We start from the raw sequence: 15,797 nt of genomic DNA, 5'->3' as shown, positions 1-15,797 counted from the left end.
CCGCGTTGCCGACGAAGTTGGTCAGGCTGCGGCATTCGCTCATGAAGCGGTCGACCCCGAGGATCAGCGCCATGCCGGCAACCGGCACCGACGGCACGATCGACAGCGTCGCCGCCAGCGTGATGAAGCCCGCGCCCGTCACCCCCGCCGCGCCCTTCGACGACAGCATCGCGACCGCCATCAACGCCAATTGATTGCCGAACGACAGATGCACGCCGCATGCCTGCGCGATGAACAAGGCCGCCAGCGTCATGTAGATGTTGGTGCCGTCGAGGTTGAACGAATAGCCGGTCGGCACGACCAGGCCTACGACCGCGCGGTCGCATCCAGCCGCCTCCAGCCTGGTCATGAGATTGGGGAGTGCGGCCTCGGAGGACGAGGTGCCGAGAACCAGCAGCAACTCCGCCTTCAGATAGGCGATCAGCCGCAGGATCGAGAAGCCGTGCAGCCGGGCGATGGCGCCGAGCACCACGACCACGAACAGGATCGACGTCGCATAGAAGGTCGCGACCAGCCCGCCCAGCTGCACAAGGCTGCCCGCGCCATATTGGCCGACGGTGAAGGCGATCGCGCCGAACGCGCCGATCGGTGCGACCTGCATCAGGATGCCGACGATGCGGAAGACTATCAGCGTCAGCCGCTCGATCAGATCGAACACCGGTTGCGCAGGTTCGCCGACCAGCGACAGGGAAACGCCGAACAGGATGGCGACGAACAGCGTCTGGAGGATCGACCCCTCGGTCAGGGCGGACACCATCGTCGTCGGGATGATCGCCATCAGGAACCCGACGAGCGTCGTCTCGTGCGCCTGGTGCGCATAATCGGCGACCGCGCCGGCGTTGAGCGTCGCGGGGTCGATCCCCATGCTCGCGCCCGGCTTCACCACGTTCGCGACTGCGAGCCCGACGAACAGCGCGAAGGTGGAGACGACGAAGAAATATCCCAGCGCCTTCGCCGCTACGCGCCCCACCGCGCCCAGTTCGCGCATCCCCGCGATCCCGCCGACGACGGTCAGGAAGATCACGGGCGCGATCACCATCTTCACCAGCTTGATGAACCCGTCGCCCAGCGGTTTCAGCGCCTTGCCGGTATCCGGCCACACATGGCCGATGACCGCGCCCAGCACGATCGCGACGATGACCTGGAGGTAGAGATGCTGCCACCATTTCGGCGGGTGCGTCGGCGTGGCGGTGGTGGGCGGGATCAAGGGTTGCTCTCCAATATCGTCGCCCGCGCGATCGTTACGTTGCGCGCGGTGCGGTCGATGCGCAGGATCATCGTTTCCGCGCCATCCGGCAAGCGGAGTTCGAACCCGTCCGCCTCCGCCCACCGATCGGGCGCCATTGGCTGGCCGTCCAGCGCGCGCCAGTGGGCTTCCGCGAGCCAGTCGGGATCGGCGATCGGCGAGCCGGCGCGGAATTCGGCGAGCGCGGCGGTGAAATCCTCCAACGCGGTGTCGCGGCCCGCCCAGTCGATCCAGCTTACCGCGTTGTCCTGCGCATAGGCATTGTTGTTGCCCTGTTGGGTCCGGCCGAACTCGTCGCCCGCGGCGAGCATGATCGTGCCCTTGGACGCAAACAGCGTCGCCAGCAGCGCGCGCCGGTCGGCGTTGCGGCGGGCGAGGATCGCAGGGTCGTCGGTCGAGCCTTCAGCGCCGCCGTTCCAGGAGAAATTCTCGCCATGCCCGTCGCAATTGTCCTCGCCGTTCGCGTCGTTGTGGCGATGTTCGTAGGCGACCATGTCGGCCAGCGTGAAGCCGTCGTGCGCGGCGATGAAGTTGACGGTGCGGGTCGCCTGGCCGTGAAAGACGTCCGACGATCCCGCAATCCGCGTCGCCAGCGTGCCGGCATCGCCGTCGCCGCGCCAGAAACGGCGGACATCGTCGCGGTAGCGGTCGTTCCATTCGAGCCAGCTCTCGGGAAACGCCCCGAGCTGATAGCCACCGGGGCCGATATCCCAGGGTTCCGCGATCATGACGCGGGTGGACAAGAGCGGGTCCGCGGCGATTCCCGCGAAGATCGCCGCTTGGCGGTCGAAGCCGGGGCCGCGCGCCATGACGGGGGCGAGATCGAACCGGAACCCGTCCACGCCGAGCAAGGCGAAATGGCGCATCGACGCGAGCGTGAGCGCGCGGACATGGCCTCGCGCGAAGTCGAGCGTATTGCCCGTGCCGGTATCGTTCACCAGCGCGCCGTCCGGGGTGCGCGCGTAGCTGGCGTTGTCCAGCCCGCGCAGCGACAGTGTCGGGCCCGACGCGTCGCTCTCGCCGGTGTGGTTGAACACGAGGTCGAGAATGACGCCGATTCCCGCCGCCCGGAGCACGGCCACCGTCTCCCGCAATTCGGCGACGCCGCCGGGCGCGAGGCCGGGGTCGATCGCCATAGGCACGACGGGGTTGTAGCCCCAGGCGTTGGTGAGCCCGAGCTGGGCAAGATGCCGCTCGTCGATCCAGGCGACGATCGGCATCAATTCGATGGCCGCGACGCGCAGTTTCTTCAGATGCGCGATGATCGCCGGATGCGCGAGCGCGCGGATCGTGCCGCGTTGCTCCGGCGGCACGTGGGGGTGCCGCATCGTGAAGCCGCGGGCGTTGAGTTCGTAGATCAGCCCGCCGGGCGTGAAGAGCAGGGGCGGCGGGTTGGCGGATGGGGCGGGGGCGGGGACGATCGCCTTGGGGACGATCGCTGCGGTGTCCTCACCGTGTTGCGACAGGCGCGGGTCGTAGGCGAAGCGGCGGTCTAGTTCGACGGCGTAGGGATCGACGAGGAGTTTGGCGGGGTCGGAGGAGGGGGCTGTGCCGTCGGCGCGATAGCCGTAGCGGGTGCCTGGTGGGGCGTTCGTCCGGACCGACCAGATGTCACCGGTGCGATGCATCGGGATGCGATTTTCTTGGGGTCCGTCGAAAAGGCAGAGGGTCACGGCTGTGGCGCGGGGGGAGCGGACGGTGAAACGGGTGGCGTCCCCGGTAGCGTGAGCGCCAAAATCCTCCCCGCTTTCGGGGAGGGGGACCGCGCCGAAGGCGGGGTGGAGGGGGTGTGCGGCAGGCGGTTCGCTCGCGGTCTGCCCCCTCCACCCCGCCGCTCCGCGACGCGGTCCCCCTCCCCGTCCCGGGGAGGATTTCACGTCACCACGTCCGGCGCGCTGCGCCCGGTATGCCGCACTACCCCCGCAATCGTCTCCGCCGCCGCCACGATACCGGCAAGCATCGCGATCGTATCGCCGTCGGTCGCCGCCGCCTCGTATCGTTCCAGATACACCCGCAACGTCGCGCCGCTGGTCCCCGTCCCCGACAGCCGAAACACGACGCGGCTGCCGCCTTCGAACATCACCCGCACGCCCTGCTGGGCACTCACCGACCCGTCGACCGGATCGGCATAGGAAAAGTCGTCCGCCGCGGCGACGGTCAGGTCGCCGAACCGCGTACCCGGCAGGCCGTGCAGCTTGCCGCGCAATGCCGCCATCAGCGCATCCGCACGCTCGCTCTCGACGCCCTCGTAATCATGCCGCGCATAGTAATTCCGCCCGAATTTCGCCCAATGGTCGCGCGCGATCTCCGCTACGCTTTGCCGCCGCACCGCGAGGATATTGAGCCACAGCAGCACCGCCCACAGCCCATCCTTCTCGCGGACATGATCCGACCCGGTGCCGGCACTCTCCTCGCCGCAGATCGTCGCCAGCCCGGCGTCGAGCAGATTGCCGAAGAATTTCCATCCCGTCGGCGTCTCGAATGCTGGAATGCCCAGCGCTGCGGCGACGCGGTCGGCCGCCGCGCTGGTCGGCATCGATCGCGCGATGCCCCTCAGGCCGCCGGCATATCCCGGTGCCAGATGCGCATTGGCTGCCAGCATCGCGAGGCTGTCCGACGGCGCGACGAAGATCCCGCGGCCGATGATGAGGTTGCGGTCGCCGTCGCCGTCCGACGCCGCGCCGAAATCGGGGGCATCCGGACCCATCATCGTTTCGTACAGCGCGTGTGCGTGGACCAGGTTGGGATCGGGATGGTGGCCGCCAAAATCCTCCAGCGGCGTCCCGTTCCTGACCGTGCCGGCCGCGAAGCCCAGCCGGCGTTCGAGGATTTCCGTCGCATACGGCCCGGTTACCGCGCTCATCGCGTCGAACGCCATCGTCAGCTTCGCGGCGCGGATCGCGTCGAAATCGAACAATGTCTCCATCAGCGCGGCATAATCCGCGACGGGATCGACGATCTCGACCGGCATTCCGCCGACGCTCACCTCGCCGATCGTGTCGAGATCGATGTCCGGCGTATCCTCCGCCAGCCAGCGGTCGATCGTCTTCGTCCGTGCATAGATCGCCTCGGTCGCGCCCTCGGGCGCTGGGCCGCCATTGGCGATGTTGTACTTGATCCCGAAATCCTCGTCCGCGCCGCCGGGATTGTGGCTCGCGGACAGGATCAGCCCGCCGATCGCGCCGCGACGGCGGATCAGATTGCTGGCGGCGGGGGTGGACAGGATGCCGCCTTGCCCGACGATCACGCGGCCGAACGTCGCCGCCGCGGCCATGCGGATCGCGATCTGGATGACCTCGCGGTTCAGGAACCGGCCGTCGCCGCCGATGACGAGCGTCGTACCCGCCTTGTCCGGCACCACGTCGAACACCGACTGGATGAAATTCTCCGCATAATGCGGTTGCTGGAACACGCGCACCTTCTTGCGCAGGCCCGACGTGCCGGGCTTCTGGTCGGGATAGGGGGTCGTCTCGACGATGCGGATCATGCGGGTTCCATCAGGCTGCGGTAGAGATCGGCATAGCGCGCACCGCTTGCCGACCATGAGACGTCGGCATGCATGCCGTTCTTCTGCATCTGTTGCCAGATTACGGGGCGATCGTAGAGCGCGATCGCGCGGCGGATCGCGCGGAGCAGCGTGTCGCGGGTAACGCCGTCATGCTGGATACCGGTGGCGACCCCCGCCGCGACCGCCGCGTCGTTCGCGTCGATGACGGTATCCGCGAGCCCGCCGGTACGCGCGACGACGGGGACGCAGCCATAGGCCAGGCCGTATAATTGCGTCAGCCCGCAAGGTTCGAACCGCGACGGGATCAGGATGGCGTCCGCACCGCCCTGGAGCAGATGCGACAGCGGTTCGTCATAGCCGATCCGGACGCCGATCCGCCCCGGATGCCGCGCCGCCGCCGCCTGGAACGCCGCCTCCAGCGCCGCATCGCCCGAGCCAAGCAGCGCGAGGCGACCGCCAATCGCGACGAGATCGTCGAGCACCTCCACCAGGACATCCATCCCCTTCTGTCCGGTCAGCCGGCTGATGACGGTGAAGACCGGGCCGTCGCCGCGGTTCAGGTCGAACATCTTCTCCACCGCGCGCTTGTTGGTGCGCCGCCGCGCGATCGTGCGCGCGGCGTAGGATGCGGGGAGGGCGGGATCGCCTTCGGGATTCCAGATCGCGGGGTCGATACCGTTGACGATGCCGTGGACGCGGGCGCCGCGTGTCACGATAAGTCCTTCCAATCCCATGCCGAATTCGGCGCGGCGGATTTCGTCTGCATAGGTCGGGCTGACCGTCGTGATCGCATCCGCCGCCTCCAGCCCCGCCTTCAGGAAGCCGACGCCGCCATAATATTCGACCCCGTCGAGCGCGAATGCGTCCGGCGGCAGGCCGAGGTCGGGGAACACGCTGGCGTCGAACCAGCCCTGGAACGCCATATTGTGGATCGTGACGACGCTTCTGGCGGGCACGCCCGGGCCGGGGGCGTAGCGCAGATAGGCGGGGGCCATCGCCGCCTGCCAGTCATGCGCGTGGAGGATATCGAAATGCTGGTTCGCGACCGCGCCCGAAGCGAGATCGGCGGCGGCGCGGGCGAGGGCGGCGAAGCGCCGCCAATTGTCGGGCCAGTCATTGCCCCCCGCATCGCCGTAGATTCCGCCGCCGCGTGCGAACAGCGCCGGTGCATCGAGGATCAGCAGCGGATGCCCCGCGATCTCCGCCGCCAGTAGCCGCGCGGTCGTGCGGAGCAGGTCGGGCCAATGGTGGAGAACCGTTGCGCCCTTCGAGACGGGGGCCAGCGCGGGATAGCCGGGCACGAGCGTCGTGATCGCGATCCCGCGCGGCGCGAGTGCGGCGGGAAGCGCACCGACGACGTCGGCGAGCCCGCCGGTCTTGACGAGCGGGAAGGCTTCGGACGCGACGGAGAGGACAGTGAGGGTCACGTCCCCAACCGGTCGATCATTGCGCTGGTAATCAGGCATACCCCATTGGCCGTCCGTCGAAATCGCTGTGCATCCAGCACCGTATCCTCGCCGACTATCAGCCCTTCCGGAATCGCCACGCCGCGATCGACGACGACCTTCTGCAACCGTGCGCCGCGACCGATCGTACAGCGCGGCAGGATCACCGCCTGCTCGAGCTGCGAGAAACTGTGCGCGCGCACGCCGGTGAAGACGAGGCTGCGGTGGATCGAGGAGCCGGATATGATGCAGTCGCCCGACACCAGGCTCGACACCGCCTCGCCGCGGCGACCCGAGCTGTCGTGGACGAACTTGGCGGGTGGCGTGACTTCGGAATAAGTCCATAACGGCCAGCTGCGATCATACAGGTCGAGCTTCGGCACGACGTCGGTCAGGTCGATATTCGCCTCCCAATAGGCGTCCACCGTGCCGACATCGCGCCAATAGGCATCGCGTTCCTCGGGCGCGCGGACGCAGCTGTCGGCGAAGCGGTGCGCGACCGCTTTCCCGTGCTCGACGAGGTACGGAATGATGTCCTTCCCGAAATCGCGGCTCGACCCCGGCGTCGCGGCGTCGCGGCGCAGCTGGTCGAACAGGAACCGCGTGCGAAAGACGTAGATCCCCATCGAGCCCAGGCTGATGTCGGGCTTGCCCGGTATTGGCGGCGGATCGGCGGGTTTCTCGACGAAGGCGGTGATCCGGTCGGCGTCGTCGACTGCCATCACCCCGAACCCGCTCGCCTCCGCGCGCGGCACCTCCATGCACGCCACCGTCACGTCCGCGCCCGAATCGACGTGGCGCTGGAGCATCAGCTCGTAATCCATCTTGTAGATGTGATCGCCCGCCAGGATGACCATGAATTCGGGGCCATGGCTTTCGATGATGTCGATATTCTGGAATACCGCGTCGGCGGTGCCCTCATACCATTGGAACTCGCTGATCCGCTGGCTGGCGGGCAGGATGTCGAAGCTCTCGTTGCGTTCCTCGCGCAGGAAGTTCCAGCCGCGCTGGAGATGGCGGATCAGCGAATGCGCCTTGTACTGCGTCGCGACGCCGATCCGGCGGATGCCCGAATTGATCGCGTTCGACAGCGCGAAGTCGATGATCCGCGACTTGCCGCCGAAATACACCGCCGGTTTCGCGCGGGTGTCGGTCAGTTCGGCGAGGCGACTGCCGCGGCCGCCCGCCAGCACATAGGCCATCGCATCGCGGGCGAGCGGTTGTCTGCGGTGATCCATTCCGGTCCCCCTCGTCGCCTGCCGTGATCGGCCTGTGGTTCAGCCTTCGAATTCCAGCATGATCGTGGCCAGCGGCGGCAGCGTGATCAGCGCCTTGTCGCCCGCGGCTTCGACCACGCCCATATTGCCGAGGCCGCTGCCCCAATATTCCTGTGCATCGCTGTTCAGGATCTCCCGCCAGCGGCCATTCTCCGGCATCCGGATGACATAGGGCGCGCGTGCGACCGGGGTCAGGTTTGCGATGACGATGATCGGGGCGACACCGGGCGCGCGGCGGACCCAGGCGAAGACCGAATGCGCCGAATCGTCCGAGACCAGCCATTCGAACCCCTCCGGCTCGCAATCACGCGCATGCAGCGCGGGTTTCGCCGCGTAGAGCCGGTTGAGATCTCGGACCAACGTCCGCATCCCCTCATGCGCACGCGCCTCGCGCAAATGCCAGTCGAGCGCGCGACCTTCGTCCCATTCGGCGCGCTGGGCGAATTCCTGCCCCATGAACAGCAGTTTCTTGCCGGGATAGCCCCACATCAGCGCGTACAGGCTGCGCAGATTGGCGAATTGCTGCCAATCGTCGCCCGCCATCTTGGTCAGCAGCGATCCCTTGCCGTGCACGACCTCGTCATGGCTGAGCGGCAGGACGAAATTCTCGCTGAAGGCATACATCAGCCCGAACGTCATCTCGTCGTGATGATGCCGCCGGTGAACAGGTTCGCGCCGCATATATTGCAGCGTGTCGTGCATGAAGCCCATGTTCCATTTGAACCCGAACCCAAGCCCGCCGTCGTGCGCGGGGGCCGTGACGCCCGGCCAGGCGGTCGACTCTTCCGCCAGGGTGAAGATGCCGGGATGCTGGCCGTAGAGCTGCTTGTTGGTTTCGCGCAGGAACGCCACGGCCTCCCAATTCTCGCGCCCGCCGTCGCTGTTGGGCACCCATTCGCCCTCCTCGCGCGAATAGTCGCGGTAGAGCATCGACGCGACCGCATCGATGCGGAGACCGTCGACATGATAGCGCTCGGCCCAGAACAGCGCGTTGTTGACGAGGAAGCTCGCCACTTCGCGCCGCCCGTAATTGTAGATCGCGGTATTCCAGTCGGGATGGAAGCCGAGCTTCGGGTCCTCATGCTCATACAGCGCCGTGCCGTCGAACCGCGCGAGGCCGAACGCGTCAGTCGGGAAATGCGCGGGCACCCAGTCGATCAGGACGCCGACCCCGACCTCGTGCGCACCCTCGACGAAGCGCGCGAACCCCTCGTGATCGCCGAACCGCGCGGTGGGGGCGAACAGCCCGGTCGCCTGATAACCCCAGCTCGGGTCGTAGGGATATTCGCTGATCGGCATGAATTCGATATGGGTAAAGCCCATGTCGACGACATAGGGGATCAGCCGGTCGGCGAGCGCGTCCCAGCTGAGGAACCAGCCGTTCGCGTCGCGGTCCCAGGAACCGGCGTGCACCTCGTAGATGCTGATCGGAACCCGCCGGGGATCGACGCTCGCCCAATGCGCGCGGTGCGCGTCGTCCTTCCAGACATGGCGCGGGGGCGCGGTGGTAACGGAGGCGGTCGCGGGGCGCAGTTCGGCGGCGAACGCGAAGGGGTCGGCCTTCAGCGGCTGCAGGACGCCGTCCGCGCCCAGGATCTCGAACTTGTAGCGGCGACCTTCGCCGATGTCGGGAATGAAGATTTCCCACACGCCGACATCGCCGCGGCGGCGCATGACATGGCGACGACCGTCCCAGTCGTTGAAATCGCCGATGAGCGAAACACGCCGCGCACCCGGTGCCCAGACCGCGAAGTGGATGCCGTCCGCCCCCTCGTGACGGATCGGATGCGCGCCCAGCCTGTCGAACAGCCGCAGATGCGTGCCCTCCGCCATCAATACGTCGTCGATGGGACCAAGGACCGGGCCGAAGCTGTACGGGTCCGCCAGCGACCATTCGCTACCGCCGCCGGTTGCACGGTAGCGCACGGGTTGCCGACCGCCCGCGATCGGCCCCTCGAACAGCCCCTCTTCGTCGATTTGGGTCAGCGTGCCGAGCGATACGCCCGCCAGGTCGAACGCCTCCGCGGTTTCCGCACCCGGGATCCAGGTTCGCGCGAACCGGCCCGCGGGTCCTTCATGCACACCCAGCAGCGAGAACGGATCGGTATGGCGACCCTCCAGCAGCGCGGCGATGGCGTCGGCAGAAGGTTTCACAGCACACCCCAGATATCGGTCGCATATTCGCGGATGGTGCGATCCGACGAGAACCACCCGACCCGCGCGACGTTGCGGATGGCGGCGGCTTCCCAGCCCGGCGTGTCGGCCCAGCGCGTATCGACCTCGCGCTGCGCGGCGGCATAGGCGTCGAAATCGGCGGCGACCATGAACCAGTCATGTTCGTACAGCCCGTTCATCAGGTCCTTGTAGCGGCCGGGATCGTCCGGCGAGAACACGCCCGACGCGATCGCCGACAATGCCTGGTTGAGCGTCCCCGACGCCTCGATCGTCGCGCGCGGATCGTAGCCGCCGGCGCGCTTCGCCGCGACCTCGTCCGCGGTCATGCCGAAGATCACGATATTCTCGCGCCCGACATGCTCCATGATCTCGATATTCGCCCCGTCCAGCGTCCCGATCGTCAGCGCGCCGTTCAGCGCGAACTTCATGTTGCCGGTGCCCGACGCCTCCATGCCGGCGGTGGAGATCTGCTCGCTCAGATCCGCGGCGGGGACGATCTTCTCGGCGAGCGAGACGTTGTAATTGGGCAGGAACGCGACCTTCAGCAGGCCACCGACCGACGGATCGCTGTTGATCCGCCGCGCGACGTCGTTCGCCAGCTTGATGATGAGCTTCGCGTTCGTATAGCTCGACGCCGCCTTGCCCGCGAACAGCTTCACGCGCGGCGTCCAGTCGCGTTCGGGATGGCCACGGATCTGGTCGTACAGCGCGACCGTCTCGATGATGCCCAGCAGCTGGCGCTTATATTCGTGGATTCGCTTGATCTGCACGTCGAACATCGCGGCGGGATCGACCAGAAGCCCGATCGTCGCCTTGATATGATCCGCCAGCGCCACTTTGTTCGTGCGCTTCACCGCGGCGAATTTCTCACGGAACCCGGAATCCTCCGCGAACGGCGCGAGATCGGCGAGCTGCTCCGCATCGTCGAGGAAACCGTCGCCGATCGCCTCGCGGATCAGCGCGGTCAGCCGCGGATTGCATTCCTGCAGCCAGCGCCGCGGGGTGATGCCGTTGGTCTTGTTGTTGATCCGTGTCGGATACAGCGTGTGCAGGTCGGCGAAGACCGTGCGCTTCATCAGGTCGGTATGGAGCGCGGCGACGCCGTTCACGCTGTGCGACCCCGCAAACGCCAGGTTAGCCATCCGCACCCGCCGCTCGCCGCCCTCGTCGATCAGGCTGATCGCGGCGATCGCGCGGTCGTCGATCCCCTCGACGGCGCGCGCCTCGCGCAGCAGCTTGGCGTTGATCGCGTAGACGATCTGCATGTGCCGCGGCAGCAGTCGCTCGAACAAGGGCAGAGGCCAGCTTTCCAGCGCCTCGGGGAGCAACGTATGGTTGGTGTAGCCGAAGGTGCGTTTGGTGATGTCCCATGCTTCGTCGAAATTCAGTTCGTGATAGTCGACCAGCACGCGGATCAGTTCGGGGACGGATACCGCGGGGTGCGTGTCGTTCAGCTGGATCGCCGCCTTGTCGGCCAGCGTCTTGATATCGCCGAAATACTGGACGTGCCGGCGCACGATGTCCTGGATGGAGGCGGAGGAGAAGAAATATTCCTGCCGCAGTCTGAGCTCCTGGCCTGCCGCGGTGGAGTCGTTGGGATACAGGACGCGGACCAGCGTCTCGGCACCGATCTGCCCGGCCAGCGCGCCGGAGAAATCGCCCGCGTTGAACCGGTCGAGCCGGATCGGATCGAACGCCCGCGCGGTCCACAGACGCAGCGTGTTGACCCGCTTGCCGCGCCATCCGACGACGGGGGTGTCGACCGCGATCGCCTCGACGGCCTCGGCGGGCTTCCAGTGGATCGTGCCGTCGTCATGCCCCACGACCTCGCCGCCGAAGCCCACGAAATAGGCGCTTTCGCGGCGTTCGAATTCCCAGGGATTGCCGTGGACCAGCCAGTTTTCGGGCAATTCGATCTGCCAGCCATTCTCGATTCGCTGGCGGAACATGCCGTTCATGTAGCGGATGCCATAGCCATAGGCGGGCAGTTCGAGGCTCGCGAGGCTTTCCATGAAACACGCCGCCAGCCGCCCCAGCCCGCCATTGCCGAGCGCCGCGTCGGGCTCGATCTCCTCCAGTTCGGCAAGATCGACGCCGTGGACGGCGAGCGCCGCGGTCACCTCGTCGCTGCGCTGCAGATTGGCGACCGCGTCGCGCAGCAGCCGGCCGATCAGGAATTCCAGGCTGAGATAATAGACCTTCTTCGCCCCCGCCGCATGCGCTGCCTTGGACGACACCATCCAGCGTTCGATGATGTCGTTGCGCACCGTGAAGATCGTGGCCGCGAGCCAGTCGTGCGGCAGCGCGGCCTGTGCATCCTTGCCGATACGGTGGACGAGGGTGTCGAGGATGGCGTCGGCGAGGACGCCGGGATCGGCGCGTTTCGCAACCGGGTCGGGGGCGGGGGCTAACACGCGGGCATCCGTCATTGCGTCATGGTCGCTCACCCTAGCTCCGTGCGGTACAAAGTCACTTGCCTATCGTTGCGCGTCGTTAGAACAATTGGTGGATCAGCACCGCGTTCAGTACGACGATGGCGGTAGCGATGCTCCAGGCCAGGACGCGCATTCGCGGGCCGATCGCGAACCGTCCCATCAGATCGCGGTCACCGACGAACTGCACCAGCGGCACGACCGCGAAGGGCAATTGCAGGCTGAGCACGACCTGGCTCAGGATGAGCAGCTTCGTCGCGCCCGCATCCCCGGTGCCGGCGACAACCGCGATGGCGGGCACGATCGCAAGTCCGCGCGTGACCATCCGCCGAAGCCAGACCGGCATCCGCAGGTGCAGGAACCCCTCCATCACGATCTGCCCGGCGAGCGTCCCGGTGACGGTCGAATTCTGTCCCGATGCCAGCAGCGCGACCGCGAACACGATGCTGGCCGCCGCGCCGCCCAGCAACGGGGTCAGCAGGCGATACGCCTCGTCGATCTCCGCGACGCCGGTGTGCCCCGCGACATGGAACGTCGCCGCCGCCAGCATCAGGATCGCCGCATTGATGAAGAAGGCGAGCCCCAGCGCGACGGTGCTGTCGATCGTCGCCAGCTTGATCGCTTCGCCGCGCCCCGCATCGTCTTCGCGGTACGCGCGCGTCTGGACGATCGAGGAATGGAGGTACAGATTGTGCGGCATGACCGTCGCGCCCAGAATAGCGATGGCGATGTACAGCATCGCGGGATCGCGCAGGATCCGCGCGCTCGGCACCAGTCCCGCCGCCGCGGCACTCCAATCGGGCTTCGCGAGCGCGAGTTCGAAGATGAACGACCCGGCGATGACGAGCAGCAGCGCGACGACGAACGCCTCCAGCTTGCGAAACCCGTAGCGTTGCAGCCCCAGGATCAGGAACACGTCGAGCGCGGTGATGCACACGCCCCAGACCAGCGGCATCCCGAACAGCAGCTTCAGCGCGATCGCGGTGCCGAGCACCTCCGCCAGATCGCATGCGATGATCGCGATCTCGCACAACAGCCACAGCATCAGCGCGACGGGCCGCGGGTAGCGGTCGCGGCAAGCCTGCGCCAGGTCGAGGCCGCCGGCGATGCCGAGCCGCGCGGACAACGACTGCAACACCATCGCCATCAGGTTGGACAACAGCACGACCGACAACAGGGTATAGCCATAGGCCGATCCGCCGGCGAGGTCGGTCGCCCAGTTGCCCGGGTCCATATAACCGACCGCGATCAGATAGCCGGGCCCGGCAAAGGCGAACAATCGCCGCCAGAAAGACGCGCCGTCAGGCACTATTATGCTGCGATGGCCGTCGGACCGTGTCGGGGCCGGGGCAGCGGGCGCAGGTTGGGTGAGTGGCGGCATCGCGATCCGCCTTGCCGGATCGGCGCGGCCGGGACAACGAAGGGATTGCGACGAAACGGTAAAACCGGCGCGGACCGCCGTATGTCATGCATTGCGCGTTCATCGCGCATCGCGCATTGGGCGCTCGTCCACAATCTAGGTGATGACGATATGCGAATCGCAGCTGCGATCCTCACGCTTCTGCTCGCCGCCGCACCCGCGCTCGGTGCCGTGCCGATCGACGGCCGCTGGCTGGTCGAGGACGGCACGGCGGTCATCGCGGTCGGGCGGTGCGGTGCGTCGACGTGCGGGCACATCGAACGCTTCGTCCGCTCCGATCCGTCGCGGCCGCATACCGATATCAACAATCCCGATCCCGCACTTCGTGACCGGCCGTTCCTGGGACTCGCGGTCTTGTCGGGCTTCGCCGATGCGGGCGACGCGTGGCGCGGGCGCATCTACGACCCCAAATCCGGGCGGACCTACAAGTCGATCGTCCGCCGCCAGCCCGACGGATCGCTCAAGGTCCAGGGCTGTATCGCGTTCATCTGCCAGACGCAGCATTGGGTACCGGTGAAATAGGCTGGCCGTTTCACGGGCGACGAAACTCAGGCCAAGGCCGAGTCTACGCCCATGAGCGCCGGAAAGAACCCTTCATGCGCCCGGCGCAGATCGTCGAGCGTCACGACATAATCCCCCGCCTCCAGCTCGAACACGATCCGCCCCGCGATGGTCCGGCCGATCGGGTGCGCATCGACGCCGCCGGCCTCCGCTCCAAGCAGGAAATCATACAGCGCGTGATCCTCGACGGTGATCAGGTACAGCCCCTGATCCTCCGCAAAGAACGTGCCCGCAATGCCGCATTGGGCCGCGGTATCCAGCATCGCGCCGACCCCGCCGGCCAGTGCCATTTCCGCGACCGCAACTGCGACGCCGCCGTCCGACACGTCGTGACATGCGGTGACGATCCCGCTTTCGATCCCGGCGCGGACATGATCGCCCGCCGCGCGTTCGGCCTTCAGATCGACGGGCGGCGGCGGTCCGGCGTCGCGGCCGTCGATGCCGTGCACCTCGCGCAGCCATAGCGACTGGCCGAGGTGACCCCGGTGACCGCCGACCAGCACGATGATGTCGCCGGTGCCCTTGAAAGCGATCGTGGCGGATTTGGACCAATCCGCCAGCAGCCCGATGCCGCCGATCGCGGGCGTCGGCAGGATTGCCGCCGCGCCGCCCGCCTCGTCCTTGGTTTCGTTGTAGAGCGACACGTTGCCGCTCACGATCGGGAAGTCGAGCGCGGTGCATGCCTCGGCCATGCCCTCGATACAGCCGACGAACTGGCCCATGATCTCCGGGCGCTGCGGGTTGCCGAAATTCATGCAATCGGTGGTGGCGAGCGGCGTCGCGCCCACCGCGGTCAGGTTGCGCCAGCATTCCGCGATCGCCTGCTTCCCGCCCTCATACGGATCGGCATAGCAATAGCGCGGGGTGCAGTCGGTGGAGACGGCAAGCCCCTTGTCGGTGCCGTGGACGCGCACGACGCCCGCATCGCCGCCGGGGCGTTGCACCGTGTCGGCACCGACCATGTGGTCGTATTGCTCCCAGATCCAGCGCCTGGACGCGATATCGGGTGACGCCATCAGCGTCAGCAGGTCCGCGGCGGGATCGGCGCAGGCGGGTATATCGGCGAGCGGGGCGGGCGGCGGCGTCCTCACATGCGGCCGGTCGTAGAGCGGCGCATCGTCCGCCAGCGGGCCGAGCGGGATATCGCACACCGTCTCGCCCTTGTGGGTCAGAACCATGCGGCCGGTATCGGTCACCCGCCCGATGACCGCGAAATCGAGTTCCCATTTGCGGAAGATCGCCTCCGCCTCTGCCTCGCGGCCGGGCTTCAGGACCATGAGCATCCGCTCCTGGCTCTCGCTCAGCATCATCTCGTACGGGGTCATCCCCGTCTCGCGCTGCGGCACGTCGTCCATGACGAGTTCGATGCCGACCCCGCCTTTCGACGCCATCTCGACGGACGACGAGGTCAGCCCCGCCGCGCCCATGTCCTGGATCGCGACGATGACGTCCGTCGCCATCAGTTCCAGGCACGCCTCGATCAGCAGTTTCTCGGTAAAGGGATCGCCGACCTGCACCGTCGGACGCTTCTCGTCGCTGTCCTCGTCGAAGCTGGCGGACGCCATCGTCGCGCCGTGGATGCCGTCGCGGCCGGTCCTGGAACCGACATAGACGATCGGATTGCCGATGCCGCTGGCGGCGGAATAGAAGATCCTGTCCTGATCCGCGATCCCGACCGTCATCGCATTGACCAGGATGTTGCCGTCAGAGGCCTTGTGGAAATTCCCCTCGCC

Annotated in this window: 9 protein-coding genes and 1 pseudogene; 1 reads left to right on the top strand and 9 read right to left on the bottom strand. The window is 67.0% G+C overall.

Going from position 1 to position 15,797, the window contains the following annotated elements:
- The 8 genes and pseudogenes from dctA to ACFE7D_RS11180 form a co-directional block, all read right to left on the bottom strand.
- A partial coding sequence (gene dctA / locus ACFE7D_RS11215) for a C4-dicarboxylate transporter DctA (protein WP_375395501.1) occupies positions 1–1,207 on the bottom strand: 1,207 nt, incomplete at its 3' end.
- Positions 1,204–2,979: pseudogene (gene glgX, locus ACFE7D_RS11210) on the bottom strand (glycogen debranching protein GlgX); the annotation flags it as partial. The gene dctA and the pseudogene glgX, both read right to left, overlap by 4 nt.
- 140 nt (positions 2,980–3,119) lie before the next feature.
- On the bottom strand, positions 3,120–4,733 hold the full coding sequence (locus ACFE7D_RS11205) for an alpha-D-glucose phosphate-specific phosphoglucomutase (protein WP_375395500.1): 1,614 nt from the start codon (positions 4,731–4,733) through the stop codon (positions 3,120–3,122).
- Entirely contained in the window at positions 4,730–6,181 is a 1,452-nt protein-coding gene (gene glgA / locus ACFE7D_RS11200; protein ID WP_375395499.1) for a glycogen synthase GlgA, read from the bottom strand. Before glgA ends, ACFE7D_RS11205 begins: the two co-directional genes overlap by 4 nt.
- Complete coding sequence (glgC, locus tag ACFE7D_RS11195; RefSeq protein WP_375395498.1) at positions 6,178–7,437, bottom strand: glucose-1-phosphate adenylyltransferase; 1,260 nt, start codon at positions 7,435–7,437, stop codon at positions 6,178–6,180. The genes glgA and glgC overlap by 4 nt, the downstream gene beginning before the upstream one ends.
- 39 nt (positions 7,438–7,476) lie before the next feature.
- The gene (gene glgB, locus ACFE7D_RS11190; protein WP_375395497.1) at positions 7,477–9,630 is read right to left on the bottom strand and encodes a 1,4-alpha-glucan branching protein GlgB; all 2,154 of its coding nucleotides are present in this window, start codon (positions 9,628–9,630) and stop codon (positions 7,477–7,479) included.
- Complete coding sequence (locus tag ACFE7D_RS11185) at positions 9,627–12,080, bottom strand: glycogen/starch/alpha-glucan phosphorylase (RefSeq protein WP_375395502.1); 2,454 nt, start codon at positions 12,078–12,080, stop codon at positions 9,627–9,629. Before ACFE7D_RS11185 ends, glgB begins: the two co-directional genes overlap by 4 nt.
- A 64-nt stretch (positions 12,081–12,144) precedes the next feature.
- Positions 12,145–13,464 (bottom strand): Nramp family divalent metal transporter, encoded by a 1,320-nt coding sequence (locus tag ACFE7D_RS11180; protein WP_375395496.1) that lies wholly within the window; start codon positions 13,462–13,464, stop codon positions 12,145–12,147.
- Positions 13,465–13,614: 150 nt separating this feature from the next.
- Between ACFE7D_RS11180 and ACFE7D_RS11175 the strand changes: the two genes are divergently transcribed.
- Positions 13,615–14,025 carry a DUF2147 domain-containing protein gene (locus tag ACFE7D_RS11175; protein ID WP_375395495.1) on the top strand — a complete coding sequence of 137 codons (411 nt, stop codon included), beginning with the start codon at positions 13,615–13,617 and terminating at the stop codon, positions 14,023–14,025.
- Between the two features lie 26 nt (positions 14,026–14,051).
- On the opposite strand, the gene purL is transcribed toward ACFE7D_RS11175, so the two are convergent.
- Positions 14,052–15,797, bottom strand: a 1,746-nt coding sequence (purL, locus tag ACFE7D_RS11170; protein ID WP_375395494.1) for a phosphoribosylformylglycinamidine synthase subunit PurL, incomplete at its 5' end; no start/stop codon positions are given.

Source organism: uncultured Sphingomonas sp. (assembly GCF_964244235.1).
Taxonomy (GTDB): domain Bacteria; phylum Pseudomonadota; class Alphaproteobacteria; order Sphingomonadales; family Sphingomonadaceae; genus Sphingomonas.
Note: the sequence above shows the minus strand (reverse complement) of the source record. Positions and strands in the feature narration are given on the sequence as shown.

What these genes read in the sequence shown, in the direction of transcription:
- ACFE7D_RS11180 (WP_375395496.1), bottom strand. Translation starts at nt 13,464, where the DNA reads ATGCCGCCACTCACCCAACCTGCGCCCGCTGCCCCGGCCCCGACACGG.
- ACFE7D_RS11205 (WP_375395500.1), bottom strand. Translation starts at nt 4,733, where the DNA reads ATGATCCGCATCGTCGAGACGACCCCCTATCCCGACCAGAAGCCCGGC.
- ACFE7D_RS11175 (WP_375395495.1), top strand. Translation starts at nt 13,615, where the DNA reads ATGCGAATCGCAGCTGCGATCCTCACGCTTCTGCTCGCCGCCGCACCC.
- glgC (WP_375395498.1), bottom strand. Translation starts at nt 7,437, where the DNA reads ATGGATCACCGCAGACAACCGCTCGCCCGCGATGCGATGGCCTATGTG.
- ACFE7D_RS11185 (WP_375395502.1), bottom strand. Translation starts at nt 12,080, where the DNA reads ATGACGGATGCCCGCGTGTTAGCCCCCGCCCCCGACCCGGTTGCGAAA.